The 20,233-nt window shown below is 67.7% G+C and carries 20 protein-coding genes; 7 read left to right on the top strand and 13 right to left on the bottom strand.

The features are described from left to right. The first annotated feature begins 8 nt into the window (after positions 1-8). The 3 genes from AC069I_RS17785 (at position 9) to AC069I_RS17775 (ending at position 2,571) form a co-directional block, all read left to right on the top strand. Positions 9-1,235, top strand: coding sequence for a styrene monooxygenase/indole monooxygenase family protein (locus tag AC069I_RS17785; protein ID WP_478225968.1), 1,227 nt, complete (start codon positions 9-11; stop codon positions 1,233-1,235). Between the two features lie 118 nt (positions 1,236-1,353). Beyond that, the gene (ku, locus tag AC069I_RS17780) at positions 1,354-2,208 is read left to right on the top strand and encodes a non-homologous end joining protein Ku (RefSeq protein ID WP_478225969.1); all 855 of its coding nucleotides are present in this window, start codon (positions 1,354-1,356) and stop codon (positions 2,206-2,208) included. A 150-nt stretch (positions 2,209-2,358) separates the two neighbouring features. Further along, the gene (locus AC069I_RS17775; RefSeq protein WP_478225970.1) at positions 2,359-2,571 is read left to right on the top strand and encodes a hypothetical protein; all 213 of its coding nucleotides are present in this window, start codon (positions 2,359-2,361) and stop codon (positions 2,569-2,571) included. Between the two features lie 157 nt (positions 2,572-2,728). Here AC069I_RS17775 and AC069I_RS17770 read toward each other — a convergent pair whose 3' ends face one another. The 6 genes from AC069I_RS17770 to AC069I_RS17745 all read right to left on the bottom strand — a co-directional run bounded on the left by AC069I_RS17770 (position 2,729) and on the right by AC069I_RS17745 (position 6,998). Continuing rightward, positions 2,729-2,950 carry a DUF2795 domain-containing protein gene (locus tag AC069I_RS17770; RefSeq protein ID WP_125683198.1) on the bottom strand — a complete coding sequence of 74 codons (222 nt, stop codon included), beginning with the start codon at positions 2,948-2,950 and terminating at the stop codon, positions 2,729-2,731. A gap of 147 nt (positions 2,951-3,097) precedes the next feature. Then, positions 3,098-3,370: a hypothetical protein gene (locus tag AC069I_RS17765; protein WP_478225971.1), complete on the bottom strand. Its 273-nt coding sequence runs from the start codon at positions 3,368-3,370 to the stop codon at positions 3,098-3,100. Positions 3,371-3,447: 77 nt separating this feature from the next. After that, positions 3,448-4,923 (bottom strand): adenosylhomocysteinase, encoded by a 1,476-nt coding sequence (gene ahcY, locus AC069I_RS17760; RefSeq protein WP_478225972.1) that lies wholly within the window; start codon positions 4,921-4,923, stop codon positions 3,448-3,450. 249 nt (positions 4,924-5,172) lie between these two features. Beyond that, a complete protein-coding gene (locus AC069I_RS17755; protein WP_478225973.1) occupies positions 5,173-6,234 on the bottom strand; it encodes a DNA polymerase IV in 1,062 nt (353 codons plus the stop codon). A 10-nt stretch (positions 6,235-6,244) separates the two neighbouring features. Then, entirely contained in the window at positions 6,245-6,670 is a 426-nt protein-coding gene (locus AC069I_RS17750; RefSeq protein ID WP_478265865.1) for a YciI family protein, read from the bottom strand. A gap of 61 nt (positions 6,671-6,731) precedes the next feature. After that, positions 6,732-6,998 carry a DUF3040 domain-containing protein gene (locus AC069I_RS17745; protein ID WP_340681494.1) on the bottom strand — a complete coding sequence of 89 codons (267 nt, stop codon included), beginning with the start codon at positions 6,996-6,998 and terminating at the stop codon, positions 6,732-6,734. 254 nt (positions 6,999-7,252) lie between these two features. On the opposite strand from AC069I_RS17745, the gene AC069I_RS17740 reads away from it, so the two are divergent. Beyond that, complete coding sequence (locus AC069I_RS17740) at positions 7,253-8,311, top strand: cobalamin-independent methionine synthase II family protein (RefSeq protein WP_478225975.1); 1,059 nt, start codon at positions 7,253-7,255, stop codon at positions 8,309-8,311. A 23-nt stretch (positions 8,312-8,334) separates the two neighbouring features. Here AC069I_RS17740 and AC069I_RS17735 read toward each other — a convergent pair whose 3' ends face one another. Both AC069I_RS17735 and AC069I_RS17730 read right to left on the bottom strand, forming a co-directional pair. Continuing rightward, positions 8,335-8,961: a LysE family translocator gene (locus AC069I_RS17735; RefSeq protein ID WP_125683211.1), complete on the bottom strand. Its 627-nt coding sequence runs from the start codon at positions 8,959-8,961 to the stop codon at positions 8,335-8,337. Further along, the gene (locus tag AC069I_RS17730) at positions 8,958-9,524 is read right to left on the bottom strand and encodes a GNAT family N-acetyltransferase (RefSeq protein ID WP_478265864.1); all 567 of its coding nucleotides are present in this window, start codon (positions 9,522-9,524) and stop codon (positions 8,958-8,960) included. The genes AC069I_RS17735 and AC069I_RS17730 overlap by 4 nt, the downstream gene beginning before the upstream one ends. A 51-nt stretch (positions 9,525-9,575) precedes the next feature. Here AC069I_RS17730 and AC069I_RS17725 point away from each other — a divergent pair, with 51 nt between their 5' ends. Next, the gene (locus tag AC069I_RS17725; RefSeq protein WP_478225978.1) at positions 9,576-10,376 is read left to right on the top strand and encodes an alpha/beta fold hydrolase; all 801 of its coding nucleotides are present in this window, start codon (positions 9,576-9,578) and stop codon (positions 10,374-10,376) included. A 206-nt stretch (positions 10,377-10,582) separates the two neighbouring features. Here AC069I_RS17725 and AC069I_RS17720 read toward each other — a convergent pair whose 3' ends face one another. The 5 genes from AC069I_RS17720 to AC069I_RS17700 all read right to left on the bottom strand — a co-directional run bounded on the left by AC069I_RS17720 (position 10,583) and on the right by AC069I_RS17700 (position 17,158). Then, complete coding sequence (locus AC069I_RS17720) at positions 10,583-11,398, bottom strand: MerR family transcriptional regulator (RefSeq protein WP_478265863.1); 816 nt, start codon at positions 11,396-11,398, stop codon at positions 10,583-10,585. A gap of 45 nt (positions 11,399-11,443) precedes the next feature. After that, entirely contained in the window at positions 11,444-12,598 is a 1,155-nt protein-coding gene (locus tag AC069I_RS17715) for an epoxide hydrolase family protein (protein ID WP_478265862.1), read from the bottom strand. A 407-nt stretch (positions 12,599-13,005) separates the two neighbouring features. Further along, a complete protein-coding gene (locus AC069I_RS17710; protein WP_478225980.1) occupies positions 13,006-14,016 on the bottom strand; it encodes a Glu/Leu/Phe/Val dehydrogenase family protein in 1,011 nt (336 codons plus the stop codon). Further along, the gene (locus AC069I_RS17705; RefSeq protein WP_478265861.1) at positions 14,013-15,011 is read right to left on the bottom strand and encodes a DMT family transporter; all 999 of its coding nucleotides are present in this window, start codon (positions 15,009-15,011) and stop codon (positions 14,013-14,015) included. The genes AC069I_RS17710 and AC069I_RS17705 overlap by 4 nt, the downstream gene beginning before the upstream one ends. Further along, a complete protein-coding gene (locus AC069I_RS17700) occupies positions 15,008-17,158 on the bottom strand; it encodes a hypothetical protein (RefSeq protein ID WP_478265860.1) in 2,151 nt (716 codons plus the stop codon). Before AC069I_RS17700 ends, AC069I_RS17705 begins: the two co-directional genes overlap by 4 nt. A 588-nt stretch (positions 17,159-17,746) precedes the next feature. Between AC069I_RS17700 and AC069I_RS17695 the strand changes: the two genes are divergently transcribed. Together AC069I_RS17695 and AC069I_RS17690 are read left to right on the top strand one after the other, a co-directional pair. Beyond that, positions 17,747-19,141: a lysine N(6)-hydroxylase/L-ornithine N(5)-oxygenase family protein gene (locus AC069I_RS17695; RefSeq protein ID WP_478225983.1), complete on the top strand. Its 1,395-nt coding sequence runs from the start codon at positions 17,747-17,749 to the stop codon at positions 19,139-19,141. Further along, a complete protein-coding gene (locus tag AC069I_RS17690; RefSeq protein ID WP_478225984.1) occupies positions 19,138-20,232 on the top strand; it encodes an NAD(P)/FAD-dependent oxidoreductase in 1,095 nt (364 codons plus the stop codon). Before AC069I_RS17695 ends, AC069I_RS17690 begins: the two co-directional genes overlap by 4 nt. Position 20,233 lies beyond the last annotated feature (1 nt).

The raw sequence follows: 20,233 nt of genomic DNA, 5'->3' as shown, positions 1-20,233 counted from the left end.
CGTCGAGGATGCGCAAGGTTCTGATCGTCGGTGCCGGACAGTCGGGGTTGCAGCTGGCCTTGAGCTTGCTCGCGCACGACTACGACGTCACGGTGATGTCGGCGCGGACGCCGGACGAGATCCGGTCCGGGAAGGTGATGTCGACCCAGTGCATGTTCCACTCCGCTCTGCAGCACGAGCGGGACCACAAGCTGAACCTGTGGGAGGAAGAGACCGTCAAGGTCGAAGGGCTCGGCGTTTCCATCGCGGGACCGGACTCCAGCCGGGTGCTGGACTGGTTCGGGCCGCTGGAGCACTACGCGCAGTCGGTGGACCAGCGGGTGAAGATGGCCGCCTGGCTCGAACTGGTGGAGGACCGGGGCGGCAAGGTCGTCATCCACGGCGTCACCACGTCGGATCTCGCTCCGCTGGCGAAGCTGTACGACCTGGTCGTCATCGCGGCGGGCAAGGGTGAGCTGGTCCAGTTGTTCGATCGGATGCCGGAGCGTTCGCCCTACACCGAACCCCAGCGCGCGCTTTCGCTGGCTTACGTGCACGGACTGGAGCGCAGGCCCGAGCACCCGGACAAGGCGGCGGTGCGGTTCAACATCATCCCCGGTGCGGGTGAGCTGTTCATGATCCCCGCGTACACGCTGAGCGGGAACTGCGACATCCTGTTCTTCGAGGGTGTCCCCGGCGGCCCGCTCGACTGCTGGGACGACCGGCCGTCGCCGCAGCAGCATCTCGACCGGATCCTGTCGCTGATGAAGCAGTTCCTGCCGTGGGAGTACGAGCGGTCCCGGAACGCCGTGCTGACCGACGACAAGGCGACGCTGGCGGGCGGATACACGCCCGTCGTGCGGAACGCGGTCGGCAAGCTCGACTCGGGGACCGCCGTGCTCGGCATGGCCGACGTCGTGGTGGCCAACGACCCGATCACCGGCCAGGGTTCCAACAACGCGAGCCACTGCGCGGCGTCCTATCTGGACTCGATCCTCGAACGCGGCGACAAGCCGTTCGACGAGGAGTGGATGTCCGCGTCGTTCGAGAAGTACTGGGAGTACGCCCAGCACGTGACGACCTGGACCAACGCGATGCTGCAGCCGCCGCCCCCGCACGTGCTCCAGATCATCGGCGCGGCGGGGGAGAAGCCCGCCGTGGCGAAGCGGTTCGCGAACGGGTTCTCCGATCCGACCGACTTCCAGCACTGGTTCCTGGACCCCGCGAAAGCGGAGAAATACCTGGCCGAGGTCTGATTCCAGGGCCGCGGCGGTCCCGCGATCGGGTTCGCGGGGCTGTCGCGGTGCGCCGTTTCGGGCTACCGTGGTCACCGTCTGTGAGTACGGTCGGTGACGGCAGCGGAGGTGCGGCTCGATGCGTTCGATGTGGAAGGGCTCGGTGTCCTTCGGGCTGGTGAGCATCCCGATCCAGCTGTACGCGGCCACCGAGAACAAGAACGTCTCGCTGCGCCAGGTGCACGAGGCCGACGGCGGCCGGATCCAGTACAAGCGGTTCTGCACGATCGACGGTGAGGAAGTGCCCTACGCCGAGATCGCCAAGGGCTACGAACTGCCCGACGGCGAGATGGTCGTGCTCACCGACGAGGACATGTCCGAGCTGCCGCTGGCGTCGTCGCGGGCGATCGACGTGCTCGAGTTCGTGCCGCTGGAGTCCATCGACCCGATCCAATTCGACAAGACCTACTACCTCGAGCCGCAGAAGAACGCCGTCAAACCGTACGTGGTCCTGCGTGACGCGCTGCAGAAGGCGAGCCACGTGGCGGTCGCGAAGGTCGCCATCCGGCAGCGGGAGACGCTCGCGATCCTGCGGGTCCACAGCGATGTCCTGACGATGACGACGATGTTGTGGCCCGACGAGGTCCGCGTCCCGGACTTCGGGTTCCTGCACGACGATCCGCCGCAGGTGCGGCCGCAGGAGCTGACGATGGCGGGTTCGCTGATCGACTCGCTCTCGGAGCCGGTGTTCGAGCAGGACAAGTACACCGATTCCTACCGTGAGGCCCTGGAAGCCATGATCGAGGCCAAGGCCGCGGGCAACCAGACGACGAAGCCGAAGGTCGTCGGCGCGAAGGCCGACGTCGTCGACCTCATGGAGGCCTTGCAGGCCAGTGTGAGCGAGGCGAAGAAGAGCCGGAAGCCCGCAGCCGCCAAGAAGGCCACGGCGGCCAAGAAACCCGCGTCGGGCAAGCGAACTCCGAAGAGCGCCTGACCCTCCTTTGTGAACTGTCGTGCCCGGTGGCACCCGCCGGGTATCACGACACGCCGCGCGTATGCCAGGATTTGTCGTCCCTCGGTGGTAATAAGGCAATCGAGGAGAACTTTTCCGAAGCGATCTTCGATCCTGATCGCGGGAGGCGGCATGACCATGGAGTGCGCGTTCTGCGCCGATGGGCTCGATCACTGCCACGGGACCCTGGTGGTCCACGTCGACGGTGGTTTCACCGAATGCAGCGAAGACGGCTGCGTCGACCTCGACTTCTCCCGGCACACGCTGACGATCGACTGTTTCGACGTCGACGGAGGCTGCTCGTGCGCGGAGATGGCGGCACGGCTGCTGCTGCGGGCTTCTTGACCGGCGGCCAATACACCAGTCTGGCCCGATTCGGGCGATCGCGCCCGATTGCCACTCGAAGGTGTATGCGTTCGTGTACATCGTGGCCGGGAATGTGTTAACTATGACGGGGTCCTCCGGCTCTCCCTCCCCCTCGGAGCCGGGGGACCCCTTCATGTCACGGCGCTTCCTTCGCGGTGTCGTGGATCGGCGCCCCGTTGTAGGAGCGGATGGCCTCCCAAACACCGTCCCCGTCCGCGTAGTCACGGGCGGGCAGCGTGCCCAAGGGGCCAAGGACGTCGTCGCCCGCTCCGGCCGCCGCGGCGGCCCGCAGGAGTTCGTCGCGTCCACACGGGTACTTCGCTTCCGTCAAGTACGGGCGAGGGTCCGTCCCTGCCATCGGCTTTCCCTCCTTCTCGTCGTCCGATGCGGATACCCGGCGAGCGGAGAACGAAAACGGCCCGGGCACCCGGCGTGAGGGGACGCCGGGTGCCCGGGCCGTTCAGGCGCCGGTACCTGGGGGCTCGGCACCGGTTCGGTCCGGTGCTCAGTACCAGTGGGCGCGACCGCCGATGGCCTTCCCGGTGTTCCCGAGAACGGCCAGGATGATGCCGATGACCGCCAGCGCGATCCCGATCGAGTACAGGACGGGGATGCTGGCGATGACACCGACGACAATCAGGATGACGCCGAGAATGATCACGGGAACACCTTCTCCTTCGTAGTCGCCCGGCCCGCGTGCTGCCGGGGTGTGGCTACCAAGGGAATTCCCGCCCTGATCGGCGAGAAACAGGTCCATCCGGCCGAAGTTTTCACGCATTCGGCCTAGTCGCTGCCCGGCCTCGTGAGTGGTAAGGACGGTTAGAACCGTCCTTACCACTCACGAGACTGTCGAACTCAGTACCGGTAGTGGTCCAGCTTGTACGGACCCTCGACGTCCACGCCGATGTACTCGGCCTGGCGCTTGGTCAGCTTGGTCAGCCGGACGCCCAGCGCGTCGAGGTGCAGGCGGGCCACCTTCTCGTCGAGGTGCTTCGGCAGCACGTGGACGTCGGTGGTGTACTCGCCCTGCTTCGTGAACAGCTCGATCTGCGCGATCGTCTGGTTGGTGAAGGAGTTCGACATCACGAAGCTCGGGTGGCCGGTCGCGTTCCCGAGGTTCATCAGCCTGCCCTCGGACAGCACGATGATCGAGTGCGCCTCGCGGTCCGCCGTGGCGGGGAAGACCCACTCGTGCACCTGCGGCTTGATCTCGATCTTCTGGATGCCCGGGATCTTCGCCAGGCCGGCCATGTCGATCTCGTTGTCGAAGTGCCCGACGTTCGCGACGATCGCGTTGTGCTTCATCTTGGCCATCTGGTCGGCCATGATGATGTCGAAGTTGCCGGTGGTGGTGATGAAGATGTCGCCGCGCCCGACGACGTCGTCGAGCTCCACGACGTCGAGGCCCTCCATCGCCGCCTGCAGCGCGCAGATCGGGTCGATCTCGGTGACGACCACGCGGGCGCCCTGGCCGCGCAGCGATTCCACGGCGCCCTTGCCGACGTCGCCGTAGCCGCAGACGACCGCGACCTTGCCCGCGATCATCACGTCGGTGCCGCGGTTGAGACCGTCGATGAGCGAGTGGCGGATGCCGTACTTGTTGTCGAACTTCGACTTCGTCACCGAGTCGTTCACGTTCATCGCCGGGAAGAGCAGTTCGCCTTCCTTGGCGAGCTTGTAGAGCCGCTTGACGCCGTTGGTGGTCTCCTCGGTGACCCCGCGGACCTCCTTGGCGATGCGGGTGAACCGGCTGGTGTCGCGGCCGAGGCTCTCGCGCAGGGTCTCCAGGACGAGGTGGTACTCCTCGGGGTCCTCCTCGGTCGCCTGCGGAACGGCGCCGGCTGCCTCGAACTCGACGCCCTTGTGGATCAACAGCGTCGCGTCACCACCGTCGTCCAGGATCATGTTCGGGAGGCGGCCGTCACCGAAGTCGAAGAGCTGGTCGGTGCACCACCAGTACTCGGCGAGCGTCTCGCCCTTCCACGCGAACACCGGCGAACCCGACGGCTTCTCGACGGTGCCCTCCGGGCCGACGACGACGGCCGCGGCCGCCTCGTCCTGCGTGGAAAAGATGTTGCAGGACACCCAGCGCACCTCGGCGCCCAGCGCGACGAGCGTCTCGATCAGCACGGCGGTCTGCACGGTCATGTGCAGTGAACCCGCGACCCGCGCGCCCTTCAGCGGCTGGGAGCCGGCGTATTCGCGGCGCAGCGCCATCAAGCCGGGCATCTCGACCTCGGCGAGGCGCAACTGCTTGCGGCCGGCCTCGGCGAGGGAAAGGTCGGCGACGGCGAATTCGATCCCGTTGACCTTGGACAGGGTCGGGCTCATGGGTTCTCCAATCATCAAGGAAGGCAGGGCGGAGCTGTCCTTTACGCCCGTGGCGGAAAGGACAGTGTCACTGCGGGGTTCAGCGCACGGCCTCGACGACGAGGGCCGGAAAAGGGTTCAGACGCAACAAAGGCACCTCCACAGTGGGAGGCGCCCTTACGTCTGTCGCAGCGGGCCGAGCGTGGCGGAAGAATTCCGTCGCAGCGCCTCTCGACCCGGAACCAGAATGGCAAAACGCCGCGAGCGCTGTCAAGGCGACACGGATCGCTCTGCAGGCGAGAGGAATTCGGCGCGGACGCCCAGCAGGCGGACCGGTCTGCCGAGGTCGAACATGCCGAGCACGGCCAGCGCCGCCTTCTCGATTTCGGCGGGATCCGAGGTTCGCGCGCGCAGGGTCACGCTGTGCGTATGGGTCTGGAACGGGGCGAACCGGACCTTGACCGCGACTCGCGCGGCGGGCCTGCCTTCCTCGGCGACGTCCTGCGAGACGCGTTTCGCCAGTGCGACGACCTCCGCGGCCATGGCCTCCGGATCGATGAGGTTCTGTTGAAAAGTCGTCTCACGGCTACGGGATCGCGCGACGTACGGCGTCGCGATGACCTCGGCGTCGCCGATTCCGCCGGCCAGGATCCGATACCACGGGCCGAGCTTCGGACCGAACCGGGCCGCGAGGTCCGCCACATCGGCGCCGGCCAGTTCCAGCACGGTGTGATAGCCGGCCTCGGCGAGCTTCTTCGTGGTCTTGGTGCCGATGCCCCAAAGGGCGTCCGTCGGCCGCTCGGCCATGACGTCCCACCAGTTGTCCTGGACGAGCCGGAAGACCCCCGCCGGTTTGGCGAATCCGGTGGCGAGTTTGGCACGCAGCTTGTTGTCCCCGATGCCGACGGAGCAGGAAAGCCCGGTCTCTTCGGCCACTTCCCGCCGGATGTCGGCGGCGAGTGCTTCGGGATCGTCAGAGGTGACGCCGAGGAACGCTTCGTCCCAGCCGAGCACTTCGACGACCACGGGGAATTCCCGCAGTGTCGCCATCACCCGATCGGAGACCTCTTGGTACGCGGGCGCGTCCGTGGCGAGGAAGATCGCCTCGGGGCAGCGTTTCGCGGCGGTTCGCAGGGGCATCCCGGACCGGATGCCGAACTCCCGAGCTTCGTACGACGCCGTCGCCACCACGGCCCGTTCCGCCGGATCGCCCGTGCCGCCGACGATGACGGGCTTACCGCGCAGCTCAGGCCGCCGGGCGACCTCGACCGCCGCGATGAACTGGTCGAGGTCGACGTGGAGTACCCAGGGCACCCGCTCCCGGACGGCCATGAAACAGACCTTAAGCCCGTTCGGCGAGCTCGTCGCGCATCCGCTGCTCGTTCTCCTGCAGCTCGGTGGTGAAGTTCTCGCCGAAGTCCTCGGCTTCGAGGATCTTGCGGACCTCGAGCACGGTGTCGCCGGTCGGGGGAGTGGGGCAGCGCTTCGCCCACTCGATCGCTTCGGCGCGCGAAGGGACATCAACGATCCAGAAGCCGCCGACGAGTTCCTTGGCTTCGGTGAACGGGCCGTCGGTGACGGTGGCCCCTGCCGCGTTCAGCGTGACCCGTGCGCCCTTGGAGCTTTCCTGCAGGCCTTCGCCACCGAGCAGCACTCCGGCGTCGAGCATCTCCTGGTTGAACTTCGCCATGGCGGTCAAAGCCTCCATCGGCGGCATCTTCCCGGCTTCGGAATCCTCGTCCGCCTTGATGATGATCATGAACCGCATGCGTCTTCCTCCCAGTGAACCGGACGTATCGCCCGGACTCTACCGGTGGGCGGGAAGACGATCAGGGACGCCCGAACCGGGACAGGTGCACGATCACCGCCGCGGTCACGGTGATCATCCCGGTCAACAGCAGGGTCGGACTGTCCACGATGATGCCCAGCAGCATCAGCAGCCCCGCGGTGATGTCGAGGCTGAGAAGGAGAGCCAGCCGGAGCAGAGGGGGCCGGGCGGGCCTGCCGGACCGGAGCCGGGCGGCCAAAGCCGGCTCGGTGAGCTCGAACCAGCGCTCGATCTTCTCCAGTTCTTGCCGATCGTGATGGCTCAGCATCGGTTTCTCCTTCGGCGCGCCCGGCCGTCGACATCCACGGAATACCCAGGAGAAGGGCCGGATAAGCATCGAATTTCGCCGAGCTTTGTATAACGACCTATACGGCTGAGGAACGAAGATCTTTCGAGGAGCTAACCATTGCGCCATTAGGGGTTTCGGCACGCTGAAAGATCGTCAAGGAAGGGAGGGCTCGGTAGTTTCCACGCTTGTGGCCAGGGCGGCCGCGGGCTGTGCCATCTGGGAGGACGCGAGCGATGACCATACCCACCGAACCGATCGGCAGTATTCCCCGTCCCGGCTATCTCATCGAAGCGCTCGGTGAGCACGCGGCCGGACGGCTCGACGCCGACGGACTCGGCGAGTCGCGGGAACGAGCTCTCGTGGAGACGATCAAACGGCTGGAAGAGACCGGCTCGCCGGTTATCACCGACGGCGAGCAGGGCAAGCCGAGTTTCGCCACGTATCCCTTGGCGGGCCTCACTTCGCTGGCGCCCGACGGCGTCGTCATCCCGTTCGCCGACGGGCACACCCGGCAGCTTCCCAGGCTGACCGCCGGACCGTTCCGCTATCAGACCTACGCCGACGCCTATCTGCGCGAAGCCAAGAAGTACGCGACTCGACCGGTGAAGCAGGCGGTGATCGCGGCTTCGGCGATCAGTCTCGTCCATCCCGGTGAAGAATTGGCCGGATATGGCAAAGAACAGTTCCTCGCCGACCTGGTGAACGAGGCGGAGGCCGACATCCGCCGCAGTCTCGACGCGGGTGCGGACAGCGTCCAGATCGACTTCACCGAAGCCCGGTTGTCGCTGAAGCTCGATCCGTCCGGCGGACTGCTGAAGTCCTTTGTGGACTTGAATAACACCGTACTGGACCGGTTCTCCGAGGAGGAGCGGAGGAGGATCGGCGTGCACACCTGTCCCGGCGGGGACCAGGACTCCGTGCACAGCCTGGACGTCGACTACGCCGGGCTGCTGCCGACGTTGTTCCGGTTGAACGTGGGCAACGTCTACGTCCAGCTGGCCAGCGAGGCGGATCCCGAGCGGGCACTGCGGGTCATAGCCGAGCACTCTCGCCCGGAGCAGCGGGTCTTCGTCGGCGTGACCGACCCGATCGACCCGCGCGTCGAAACCGCCGAAGAGGTCCGGGACAGGGTTCTGCAGGCCGCGCGGTACATCCCGCCGGACCGGTTGGGCACCTGTGACGACTGCGGTTTCTCACCGTTCGCCGACGACACTTCGACGTCGCGGGACACGGCGTTCGCCAAGATCACCGCCCGCGTCGAAGGTACGCGTCTCGCCGCCGAGTCCCTCTGACGTCGTGTGATGGGCGCCTTCGGTCAGTTCTGCACCGCGACCCGGATGCCGAGTCCGACCAGGAAGGTGCCCATCACCGCGTCCATCGTGCGGCGCACCCTGCCGGAGCTGAAGAACCTCCGCAGCGAACCGACCAGCGTCGCCAGGACGAAGGTCCAGACGACGGCCACCGTGGTGGCCAGCACGGCCAGCTGCAGGGTTTGCGCTGTCGAGGCCGAATGCGGGAGGAACTGGGGGATCAGCGCGAGGAAGAACATCGCGACCTTCGGGTTGAACAGGTTGGTGAGCAGTCCCTGCCGGAACGCCTCCTTGGGCGCGACGACGGGCGCCACCCTGTCCTTGAGTTCGCTGTAGTCGCCGCGGCGCACGGCCAGCCACGCCTTGACGCCGAGGAAGATCAGGTACCCGGCACCGATCAGCTTCACCACGGTGAAGGCGATCGCCGACGCGGTGAGGATCGCCGCGACCCCGAGCGCGATCGCGACCACCCAGACGAAGACGCCGAGCGCGATACCGAGTCCGGCGGCGATCCCGGCCTTGCGTCCGCCGAGGATCGCGCTGCGGGTCACCACCAGGAAATCCGGGCCTGGTGCCATGGCGCCGAGCAGGCAGATCAACACGAACGACAGTGCGGTGGTCCCGGAGATCATTTGTCGATGCTATCCGGTTCGTCGATGTCCCTGGCCATGACAGCGCCCGGTACGTCGACGCCGTCGGGCGTCGTGACGGTGACCCGTTCGACTTCGGTGAAGCCGAACGACCGGTAGAGCGGGACACCGGGCAGGGTCGCGGTCAGTGTCAGCGACGTGAAGCCCTCGGCCTTCGCGGCGAGACGACAGGACTCGAGGATCGCGCGCCCGAGCCCGCGGCGTGTCCAGTCGCCGCGGACGAACATGGCGCGCACGCGCGCGGGTTCGGTGGCCGGATCGAGCGGACGATCGTCGTCCGACGCGTCGCCGGCGCCCGCGTGGGTTTTGTTGCGCCTGCTCCAGCCTCCGCAGGCGACGATCTCGCCGTCCGCCTCGTGCACGAAGTAGGTGCCGTCTTCGATCAACCGCAGGTCGAGGCGCGCGATGTGGTCCGCCGCGCTCGCGGTCTGCCGTTCGTCGTAGAACCGGGGGAACAACTCCAGCACCGAGGCCCGCATCAGCGCCGCGATGGCGGGCGCGTCGGCGAGGGTGGCCGTCCGCTGCGGCGGCGTGTACATCGTCATTTCGCGGAAGATAGCCAACGACCGCGGCCCGGACTATCGGATAATCACGTGGTGATCACCGACGATGGCTGCGAGCTGTGGACCTCGGCGACCGGCGGGGGCGAGCCGATCCTGTGCTGCCACGGCGGTCCCGGTCTGTGGGACATGTTCGGCACTCTCGATCTCGGTCCGCGGTTCCGGTTGATCCGGTGGGATCAGCGCGGTGCCGGGCGTTCGGAAGCGCGCGGTCCGTACACACTCGAACGGATGGTCGCCGACGTCGACGCCGTCCGCGAGTGGCACGGCCTCGACCGTGTCCCGGTTCTCGGGCATTCGTGGGGTGCGCATCTCGGCCTCCTCTACGCGCAGGCGCGACCGGAACGAGTGAGCGCGCTCGTGTACGTGTCGGGTGTCGGCCTCGGTCACGATTGGCGCGCGGAGTTCGAGCGGAACTTCGAGCGAGTGGTGGGGGAGAAGCCTCGCGGCGAGGGTCGCGAACGCGCGATATGGCAGTGGACGGCCGATTTCGTGGCCGACGGCGCGCGCCACGCCGAAGCGATGGCGACACCCTGGTTCCCGGTCAACTACGAGGCGAACACGGCGCTCAGTGAGGAGATGCGGGCCGTGCCGGAGTCGGAGCTCGTCTCGGCCTGCGAGTCGCTGCGGGTGCCGACACTGATCGTGGACGGCATGGCCGACAACCGGCCACGGTGGGCCGTCGACTCGTTGGAGCAGGCCCTGCCGTTGGTGAGGCGGGTGCGGATCGAGGACGTCGGGCACGTGCCGTGGCTGGAGGCGCCGGACGAGTTCCGTTCCGCTGTGATCGGCTTCCTGGGCAACCGCGGTGGGGTCGTGAGTGGCGATTCGGGCTAGAGCCAACGGTGTCTTGCGTACCTACCGGAGGTGGCTGCCGGTCGATCGCGGGTCCGTGAAGGCCTCCTTCCCTACGCTCAAGGTAGGGAAGGAGGCCTTCACGGACACCAGAACGCCGGCAACGGCACGTTAAGGCTGGTCCAGGTCCCCTCGTGAGTGTTTTGGGTCGTTAGAACCCGAATCGCCACTCACGACCCACGTGAGCGTCAGGCCTTGGTGATCGGCTGCTGTAGCTCGGTGACCCACTTGTCCCCGTCCTCCGGGCACTCGAGGTAGAACTCCCGCGCCGGGCCGCTCGCGCGGTACCCGTGGGCGTCGACCCACTTCGCCAGTGCCTGGTAGCTGGAGAGCACGGTCGCCATCGAACCTCGGTGCAGGATCGTCGCAGCGGTCGCGACTTCGGCGAGGCGGACCGTCGAGAATCCTTCGGTGCCGTCGGTTTCGGCCGAGATCGGGGCCGCGGCGTGGACCAGGACTCGTTCGCCGTCGGCGTCGTCTTCGTAGTAGGCGACGAGCGGTCCGGACGGCGTGATCGGGCCGAGCGCTCCGAACAGTTCCTTGTACAACCGCTGTACGACCGGCCCGATCTCGTCGTTCACGTAACCGCTCGCCGTCCCGGTCAGCTCGGCGACACGCACCGCGGGCAGGCTTTTGACGACGACGTCTTCGGAAGGCATGGTTCCCTCGCTCTCGATCGACCGGAGTCTCGCTTCGACGGCCTTGAGCCGGGCCTCGTCGGCCTCGATGGCCGCTTCGAGTTCGGCACGCCGCAGTCTCAGCATGCCGCGCAGTTCGTCCGCGCCGATCTCCGCGTCGAGGATCTCCTGCACCTGGGTGAGGGTGAAGCCGAGGTCCTTGAGCGCGATCACCCGGTTGAGCCGGGCCAGCTGCTCGCCGGCGTAGGACCGGTAGCCGCTGAACGGGTCGACGTGGGCGGGACGCAGTAGCCCGATGGCGTCGTAGTGACGCAGCATCCGGACCGACACCCGGCCGTGCTTCGCGAAATCTCCGATACTGAACATGACGCCTCCCAGCGCACAGCCTGACACGGTGTCACGGTCAAGCGGTCATCGCACGAGCCGGAAGAACGACCGCACCTCCTCGGTGAACACGCCGGGCTGCTCGAAGGCCGCGAAGTGACCGCCCCGGTCTAGCTCGTTCCAGTACCGGATGTCGGTGAAGCGGCGCTCCGCCCAGCGGCGGGACGGGCGCGGGGTCTCGCGCGGGAAGACGGAACAGCCGGTCGGCACGGTGATCGTGTCCACAGTGGACTCGGCGAACCAGCTCGACACCTCGGCGAAACACTCCCAGTACAGCCGGGCGGACGAGGCGCCGGTGCCCGTCAGCCAGTAGAGCGTGATGTCGTCGAGCATCGCGTCGCGGCTCAGCGCGTTCTCCGGATGACCGCCGCAATCGGTCCACGCCTGGAACTTCTCGACGATCCACGCGCACAGCGCGACCGGCGAGTCGGCCAGCGCGTAGCCGATCGTCTGCGGTCTCGTCGCCTGCTGGATCGCGTAACCCGAACCGTCTGCCTTGGCCCTTTCGAGGTCGGCGAGCGACTTCCGTTCGGATTCGGTCAGGTCGTCGAAGGTCGCCGGGTCCGGCGCCGCCAGTGGTGGGTTGAGGTGGATCCCGGCCAGCCGGTCGGGTGCTGTCCGGCCCATGAGCGTGGTGATGCTGGTGCCCCAATCGCCGCCCTGGGCGCCGTAGCGCTCGTATCCCAGGCCCTCCATGAGGCGGATCCATGCGTCGGCTATGCGCTGGATCGACCAGCCCGCCCGCGCGGGTTTGTCACTGAAGCCGTACCCGGGCAAGGAAGGGACGACGACGTGGAAGGCGTCCGCCGCGTCACCGCCGTGGGCGACCGGATCGGTGAGGGGGCCGAGTACGTCGAGGAACTCGAAGACCGAACCGGGCCACCCATGGGTGAGGATCAGCGGCAGCGCGCCGGGATGCGGGGATCGGACGTGCAGATAGTGGATGCCGAGTCCGTCGATCTCGGTCCTGGACTGGGGGATCGCGTTGAGCCGGGATTCCGCGGCCCGCCAGTCGTAGTGCTCGGCCCAGTACGAGCACAGTTCGCGCAGGTAGGCGGCGGGCACACCTTGTGACCAGTCATCGACTGTCTCGTCTTCGGGCCAGCGGGCACGGCTGAGCCGATCACGGAGGTCTTCGAGATCGGCTTCCGGGATGCGGGCTTGGAACGGCGTGCTGTCCATGCCGGCTGACGCTAACGAGGGGGTCCGACAATTCGCGGACTTCCGGCGGTCCGAGCGACCGTTCTCGACGACGGGAGCCTACGGAGGCTGTCCGCGTCCGTCGTGCGGGCACTGCGCTGACGGAGGCGCAGCGTGGACACCGTTTGCTGTCCACCCGGGCTCGCAGGGAGGGCGGGGATGCCCGACCGGGTACTGAGCCGGGTCGGAGGGGTGTCTCCGGGGCCGCGACGAGTTGTTGCGCACTGGGGTGCGTCCCGGTCGCCGCCGGCTGGACGGGCAGGGGTGCCGGTCATCGTCCGGGCGGACGGATCACCATCGCCACGGGCGAACGCATGGAACCGTCTCCAACGCGGCCGACGCTCGCTCAGTGGGTCAGTACGACCTGGCCCGATCTGGTCGGTAAGTGGTCAGGCAGCGTTGAGTCGCGTTTGAGCGAGATCGTTCGCTGCCTGGTTCGTCGTGACCCTGTCGCTTTTCGCGCGCGCGAGCAGCTCCGAGATCGTCTTGCCGACTCCCTGAACCTGGTTGCGTGCCGTTTCCTCACTGTGGCCTCGGAGCTGGGACTGAAGGAAGATCACGCCGCCTGAGTTCACACAGAAATCCGGTGCGTAGATGATGTGCCGGTTCCGCAGTTCGTCCGCGAGTTCCGGGGTGGCCAGGACGTTGTTGGCGCCACCGGCGATGATCTTGCAACGAAGCGCGGGCACCACGTCAGGTGTGATCACTCCGCCCAGCGCGCAAGGCGCGAAGACATCCAGTTCGCTCGTGGGCAAGGTGTCGGGGTCGACCACCGTCGCACCGGTCTCGGTGGCGAGCGAGACGGCGCGTTCCTCGTCCACGTCGCTCACCGTGACCTCCGCGCCTTCCCGGATGAGCAGTCGTACCAGCGTGCTGCCCACATGCCCGGCACCCTGCACGCCGATTCGTGCCCCCTTCAGGCTGGTATGGCCGGAAAACTCGGCGCAGGCCCGGATTCCGGCGGCGACACCCAGCGCGGTCCAGGGCGACGGGTCGTCCTGCGCGCATACCGGCGAAGTCACCTCGCCTATCTTGCGCAGGTCGGCTTGATCGGTGCCCACGTCGTTCACGGGGATGAACCGGCTCTCGAACGTGGCGATCGCCCGTCCGTGCGCCAGCAGCCTTTCCGGGGTCTTGTCGGAAGTGTCCCCGAGGATGATGCTCCAGCCGCCACCGAGGTCCAGTCCGGCCGCGGCCGCCTTCAACGTCATCGCACGGGCGAGTGCGAGACATTCCGAGAGGCCATCGTCCTCGTTCGGGTACGGGCGCATCCGTACGCCGCCGAGGGCAGGGCCAAGGCGGGTGTCGTGCACCGCGACGATCGAGCGCGCTTCGCCGGCCGCGTCCCGGTCGATGACGACCCGCTCGAAGCCTTCGACAGGAACCTCTTCCACAGTCACGTTTCCTTCACCTTTTCTCGGGATCTGCGTCGGGACACGGCCACGCCGATCAGGCACAGCGCGCCACCGGCGAACGACAGCGCCGCAGGGACCTCTTCGAGCACGACCCAGCTCACGAGGACCACCAGTACCGGGACCAGGTAGGTGGTAGCGCCCAGTTTCCCGGCCGTTGTCCGGGAGAGCGCGTAGGCCCAGGTGGAGAAGGCCACAGCGGTCGGGAACACACCCAGGTACACGATCTCCAGCAAGGCGCTCGAGGGAGCCGCCGCCACTTCCCGGACCAGCGATCCGGCGAAGGGCAGGCACACCAGCGCCCCGATCGCGTTGCCGAAGGCCGTCACCTGCAAGGCCGTCGCGTGCCGCAGCGCCGGCTTCTGGGCGATCACGCCGATGGCGCTCCCCGCCGCGGCGACGGCGCACAGAAGCACGCCGATCAGGCTGGCGCTTCCCCCATCGGACGAGGCGAAGCCGACCAGGGCCGCGCCGGCGAAACCCAAGGTCAGGCCGACCATCAGCTGCGGTGGGAAACCCTCTTTGAGCAGCCAGCCTCCCAGCGCCGCCATCAGGATCGGACCCAGGTTGATCACGAGTGAGGCGGTACCCGCGTCGATGCGTTGTTCACCGGCGTTGAGCGCGACCATGTACACGCCGAACCACGCCACACCCGAGACCAGAATTCCCGGCCATGCCGCTTTGGGAGGAATGCCTTGCTTGCGTATCACCAGGAACGCGCCCAGCATCAGCGCCCCGGTCGCGAGCCTGCCCAACGCGAGCGCTCCCGCGGAGATGTGTTCTCCGGCGTCCCGGATCACCACGAACGCCGATGCCCACAGAACGATCGTGACGCCTGCCGCGGCGAGCGCTCGATAGTCGGTTTCCTGGCGTGTGATGGCCACGTCCGGCTTCGGTCCCCTCGTGCCCTTCCGGGGCCGTCGTTTCTCGTCGCGCTCCGGCGCCTCGGCTCCGGCCGCGCTCGTGGCCCGGTTCTCGATCATAACGGCGAGACGGGGAGTCGGCAGCCCAGCGCGGCCAGCCGCGAGGCGGCCTCGTCCCGCCGATCCGGGAGCAGGCCGAGGGTGCAGGCCAGTTCGAAACGGGCACCGATCGCTCGCCAGCCGATGACGGCATCCTCCAGCGCCGCGCGGTCGTCGTGCATTCTGCCGCGAGCGCGGGCGAGACACGCCGCCGCCCAGAGGTTCTCCGCCGCGGCGGGTTCCGCGGCTGCCAGCAGCTCCTCAGCCCGGGGATCGCCCGCGACGACCGCGGTCTCCGCGGCCACGGCCCAGGCATAGGCGTCGTAGAACTGGTGGGTGCTGTCATACCAGCCGCTCTTCGGTATCAGCGACATGGACATCGCGATTTCGACATCGCCCTGGTGCAAAGCGACCCGGGGGAGGACGAAGGCCTCGAAACTTTCCCTGAGTCCGCTGTGCACGCCGGGTTCCGACAAGTTCAGCGCCCGCGCGGCCCAAGCGTCGTACTCGGGGACGTTTCCGCGGAGGGCGTGCGCCATACCCGCCGCGAGGGCGGCGGGGGCCATCCAGCGCGCCGGTGGGCTGCCGATGCGCTGCCAGGCGTCCCAGGAGATCTCCGCGTACTCCAGAGCTTTGTCGAGGTAGCCGCTGAGGAGCAGCGGGACGACGAACTTGGCTGCCCGCATGTAGAGACCTCGAAAGGGGTCCTTCCAGGACGCCTCGGCCGCGATCACCGCCTCCGGAAGTCTCCCGGCCGCGAGCGCGACCAGCGGCACCACGTGCAGCGTGTCGACGATCTCGACGCCGATGTTCGGCTCGTGTCTGGGAAGCTTTTCCAGAAGTGACAGCCGTTCCCCGCACGAACGGTGCGCGCGGGCGAAGCGGCCGGCGGCTCCGTCCGCACTGGCCACCGCGTCCAGCGCGGCCGAGATCAGCACCGGCTGATCGGTGACGCGCGCGGCGTCCAAGGCGATCGAGGTCAGGTCCAGGTCGGGTGTGGTCTTTTCGCCGGTGGCGTTCCAGGCCCGCGCGGCCGCGAGATAGGCCTCGGCGACCGGATCATGCTCCGGCGCGACTCGTTCGGCCTCGATCATCAGCTCGACCAGTCGTTCATGCGGGACCAGTTCGGTGAACGTGGCGGGAAACCGGTTCCCGACGCAGACCGCGTACGCGAGTGCGATCGCCGCCCCCGCCTGGTCGCCGCCCCGTTCCGCGCGTTCCGCTGCCTGCTGGAGCAGCGCGAACGCCGGCTCGCCCCGGTGCTCGGCCATGGCGACGTCGGCGGCCGAGCGCAGGTCACGGGCCGCGGTGCGGTCGTCGGGGGCCAGCGTCGCCGCGAGTTCGAAGGTGGTGCGCGCTTCGGCGAGCAGTTGCCGTGCGTAGAGAAGTCCGGCCAGTGTGCGGGCGATGTCGTGCTGACGGACGTCCGGGTCCGCGCCGGTCCGGTCGCGCACCGTGGCCCGGAGGTCGTCGGCGACGAAGTCGAAGCGATCACGCCAGGCGCCGCCGGTTTCGACGAGGGTGCGGAGCTCGGCGGCTTCCCTGGAAGCCCAGCGGACGCGCCGTTCTATGGCGTCGCTTTCCGGCAGAGGGACGAGTTCGACGACGTCCGGTGGGAGACGCCAGCCGTCCTCATCCCGCTGGACCAGGCCTTCCGCCGTGAGCCGGGTCAGAATGGTCTCGGCGTCTTCGGGGGTGATGCCGGCGAGCGCAGCGGCCATCCGGGTGTCGAAAGTACGGCTGTGGAGGGAGAACCTCGCCGCATCCGCGACCTTCTCCGCGTCGAAAGGAGCGTGCGCCGCGGGCAGGGCCATGACTCGCTCTCCGGGCACGCCGAGCGGGGCCGGGGCCTCGGCGAGCACGGTCAAGCCCGGGCAATGACGGAGAAGGTCGGCGATCGCTCCGGCGATGTCCGTGTTCCGGTGCCGGCCACCTCGGACGACGAGCAAGGGGCTGCCCTGCCGCAGCCGCGCGCGCAGCGCGTCGGACAGGGGATCGGCGGGTCGTTCCACGACGTTCAGCGCCGCGGCGGCGGCCTGCGGAAACGTGTCCGGGAGATGACCGGCCGTGATCACCGTGATGTCGGAGGTGTTGTCTTCCGCGGCTCGGATCGCCTGGCGGAGCGCGTCCGCCCGGTCGGACGGTGATAGTCCCGTGATTGTCGTCATCCGGTTGTCTGTCAGGCTATCGATGAACTCCTCCGGTTTCCTCACCGGTCCAGCTTGTCAGGTCGTGAGGAACTGACAACCCGGGAAAGTATATTCACACGTTCGGCGCAAGACGAATGCCGGGTGAGGCGTTTCGGCCTTTGTCCAAAAAGGACGGACAGTGGTCGGAATGGGCGCGGTGATCGTCGGCCATGTGGCGGCGTGGAAGAGGGCGGACGGTGCAGTTGGGGAGCGTTTCCGCGGGTTTTCGTTGCGAGATAAAGGAAAATCACGGTTTGACGTGCGGTGTCGGTGAATCGCGTGCTAGCGTCGATGGGGGCACCGGAGAAGGCGTCGAATGGATGTGCGCGCCCGGTCCTGCTGGTGTTCGGTCCTGATTCTCGATGGATTAATCGTGACGGTGGGACCTGGGGTGTGCCGATCGAGTGAGCGTATTCAGCTGGATTTCATGCAAAGGGCGAATTCGTCGTGTCCTCGAGTTGAAGTCCTGATTAATCGCACTGGCGGGCATCGATCGTCCGTCGGGTGATTCGCCCTGGGGTGATCATGGCCGTGGCAGGTGGCGGAGGTACGGGAAGGGATCCTGATGTGCGAGAAGAACGAGCCGACCGCAAGGCGGCGGCCGGCTACCGGCTACGAGGGGAGAGGCGAGTGGTGAACGCTCCGTTGCCGCGACAGCGACGACATGACATCGCCCACTACAAGTGCCTCGGAGTCGGCGTGGGGCCCGCCAATCTCAGCCTGGCATCCCTGCTGCACGACAGGAACGAGGTCGCCAACCTCTTCCTGGACAGGGAAGAACGGTTCGGCTGGCACGACGGACAGCAGATACCGGGGGCGACGCTGCAGGTGTCGTTGTTGAAGGACCTGGTCACGCTGTCCGAACCGACCAACCGGTTCTCCTTCCTGTCCTATCTGCATGATCAGGGCAGGATCTACCACTTCATCAACGCCCAGTTCGACGCTGTGCCACGACAGGAGTTCCGCAACTACCTCGAATGGGCGAGTCAGACCAACACGAATGTCCGCTTCGGTGAAGAAGTCCGTGAAGTCGATTTCGACGGGACGTCCTTCGTCGTGCGCACCAGTAAACGGACGGCCACGGCGGACAATGTCGTGGTGGGGATCGGCACCCGGCCGTGGGTGCCCGAACCGGTTCGCGGAAAACTGGGCGGATCGCAGTTCCACGTGAGCGATTTCGTCTCGCACGATCGGGACTTCGCGGGCAAACGGGTCGCGGTGGTCGGAGGCGGGCAGTCCGGCGCCGAAGTCTTCCTCGACCTGATTTCCCGCCCGAACGAACGACTTCCCCGCCGCGTCATCTGGATTTCGCGGCGGCACAACTACTTCCCGATCGACGACACGCCGTTCACGAACGAGTATTTCGTCCCCAGCTATTCCGACTACTTCTTCGACCTCGACCGGTCCGCCCGGGTGGCGCTCAACGCGCAGAACGTGCTGACCAGCGACGGGATTTCCGAATCCACCCTGCGGGAGATCTACCAGCGTTGCTACGCGCGCCGCTTCGTCGACGGTGCCGACGACCTCTTCGCTCTCTTGCCCAACCGGACCGTCACCGGTGTGACGGCCGAGCACGACGCGTGGGATCTGACCGTCGAGGGAAACGACGACCCCGGCCTGATCGAGCACGTGGAGTCCGACTTCGTCGTCTGGGCCACCGGCTACCGCCCGGCGACGGCGGACTTCCTGTCGCCGTTGGAGGACAAGCTCGCCCGCGAAGGCGAGGAGTACGACGTGGACAAGGACTTCGCGATCCGCTGGGACGGCCCCCGCGACCGTTCCGTGTTTCTGCAGAACGGGGTCCGCGACCAACGCGGGCTGGCCGACCCGAACCTGAGCCTGGTCGCCTGGCGCAGTCAGCGGATCAGGGACCGGCTGCTCGGGGTGCACTCCAACGAACAGCTGGAACCGTTCATCGACTGGGCGGGCAAACACACCACCGACCTGCTGGACCAGGCGTGAGGGCGGCGACGACACCCGGGATCTCCGGCGTCCCGCCGCGGAGTGCCCCGGCCCGGGCGGACATCGCCGTGCTCGGCGGGGGCATCATCGGCTGCCTCACCGCCCGCGAGGTGGCCCGCCGGGCACCGGAGGCGTCGGTACTGCTGATCGACCGGGATCTGGTCGGCGGCGGCGCCTCGCTGCGGTCGGCGGGGTTGCACACCCCGCGTGGCGCCACCCCGGCGGTGCGCGAGATGGCTCGCTTCAGCCAGCGGTACTACACCGAGTTGCTCCGGAGCCACCCCGGACTGCCCATCCATCCCGTGGCCATGCGCGTGGTGGGCACCGTCGCCGACGAGCCGCGTCTGCGCTCGGACTACCTGCCCGAAGCCGGCCTCACCGCCGCCGAGGACCTGCCGGACGGGGTGCGCCCGCCGGCGGGGTCGGTCGCCTGGTCCGTCCAGGGCGCCCAGTACGCCGACGTGGCCGCCGTGACCCGTGCCGTCACCGCCGGCCTGCGTACCGAGGTCGAAGTCCGCGAGGCCGTCCGGGTCGAGGCGGTGTCCGAGGACGTGGACGGGGTTGGGCTGCGGCTGGGCACCGGTGAGGAACTGACCGTGGGCCGGGTAGTGCTCGCGCCCGGCCCGTGGCTGGGGGCTCCCGCGTGGCGATCCCTGGTCGCTCCCTTGGCGGCCAGGGTGAAGAAGATCGTCGCACTGCACGTCGGAGGGCGGCCGGGTCCGGCCGACGCGGCGGTGATCTTCGAACGAGAGGACGCCTTCCTGCTGCCGTTGCCCGGCCGCGGGCACTGGCTCTTCAGCTACACCTGTCCGGAATGGGACGTCGATCCGGATGCGCCTTCGGCCGGGCTGACCGGGCGGCACCTGGACGACGCGCGGGAGATCCTGCGGCGGCACGCCCCGGGGATGGCGGTGGACCACCTCTCCGGCCGGGTCTTCTGCGACGCCTACAGCGGCACCGGCGAACCCTTGGTACGTGCACTCGGCAACGGGCGGATCGTGTTCGCCGGCGCGGCGAACGGCTCCGGCTACCGGCTCGCGCCCGCCATCGCCGCACATGCCGCCGACCTGCTCGAATCGGGAGGAAGTTGAT

The sequence above is a fragment of the Amycolatopsis sp. NPDC043885 genome (assembly GCF_056435685.1).
The sequence above is the reverse complement of the archived record's forward strand: the minus strand, read 5'-3'. Positions and strand labels throughout refer to the sequence as shown.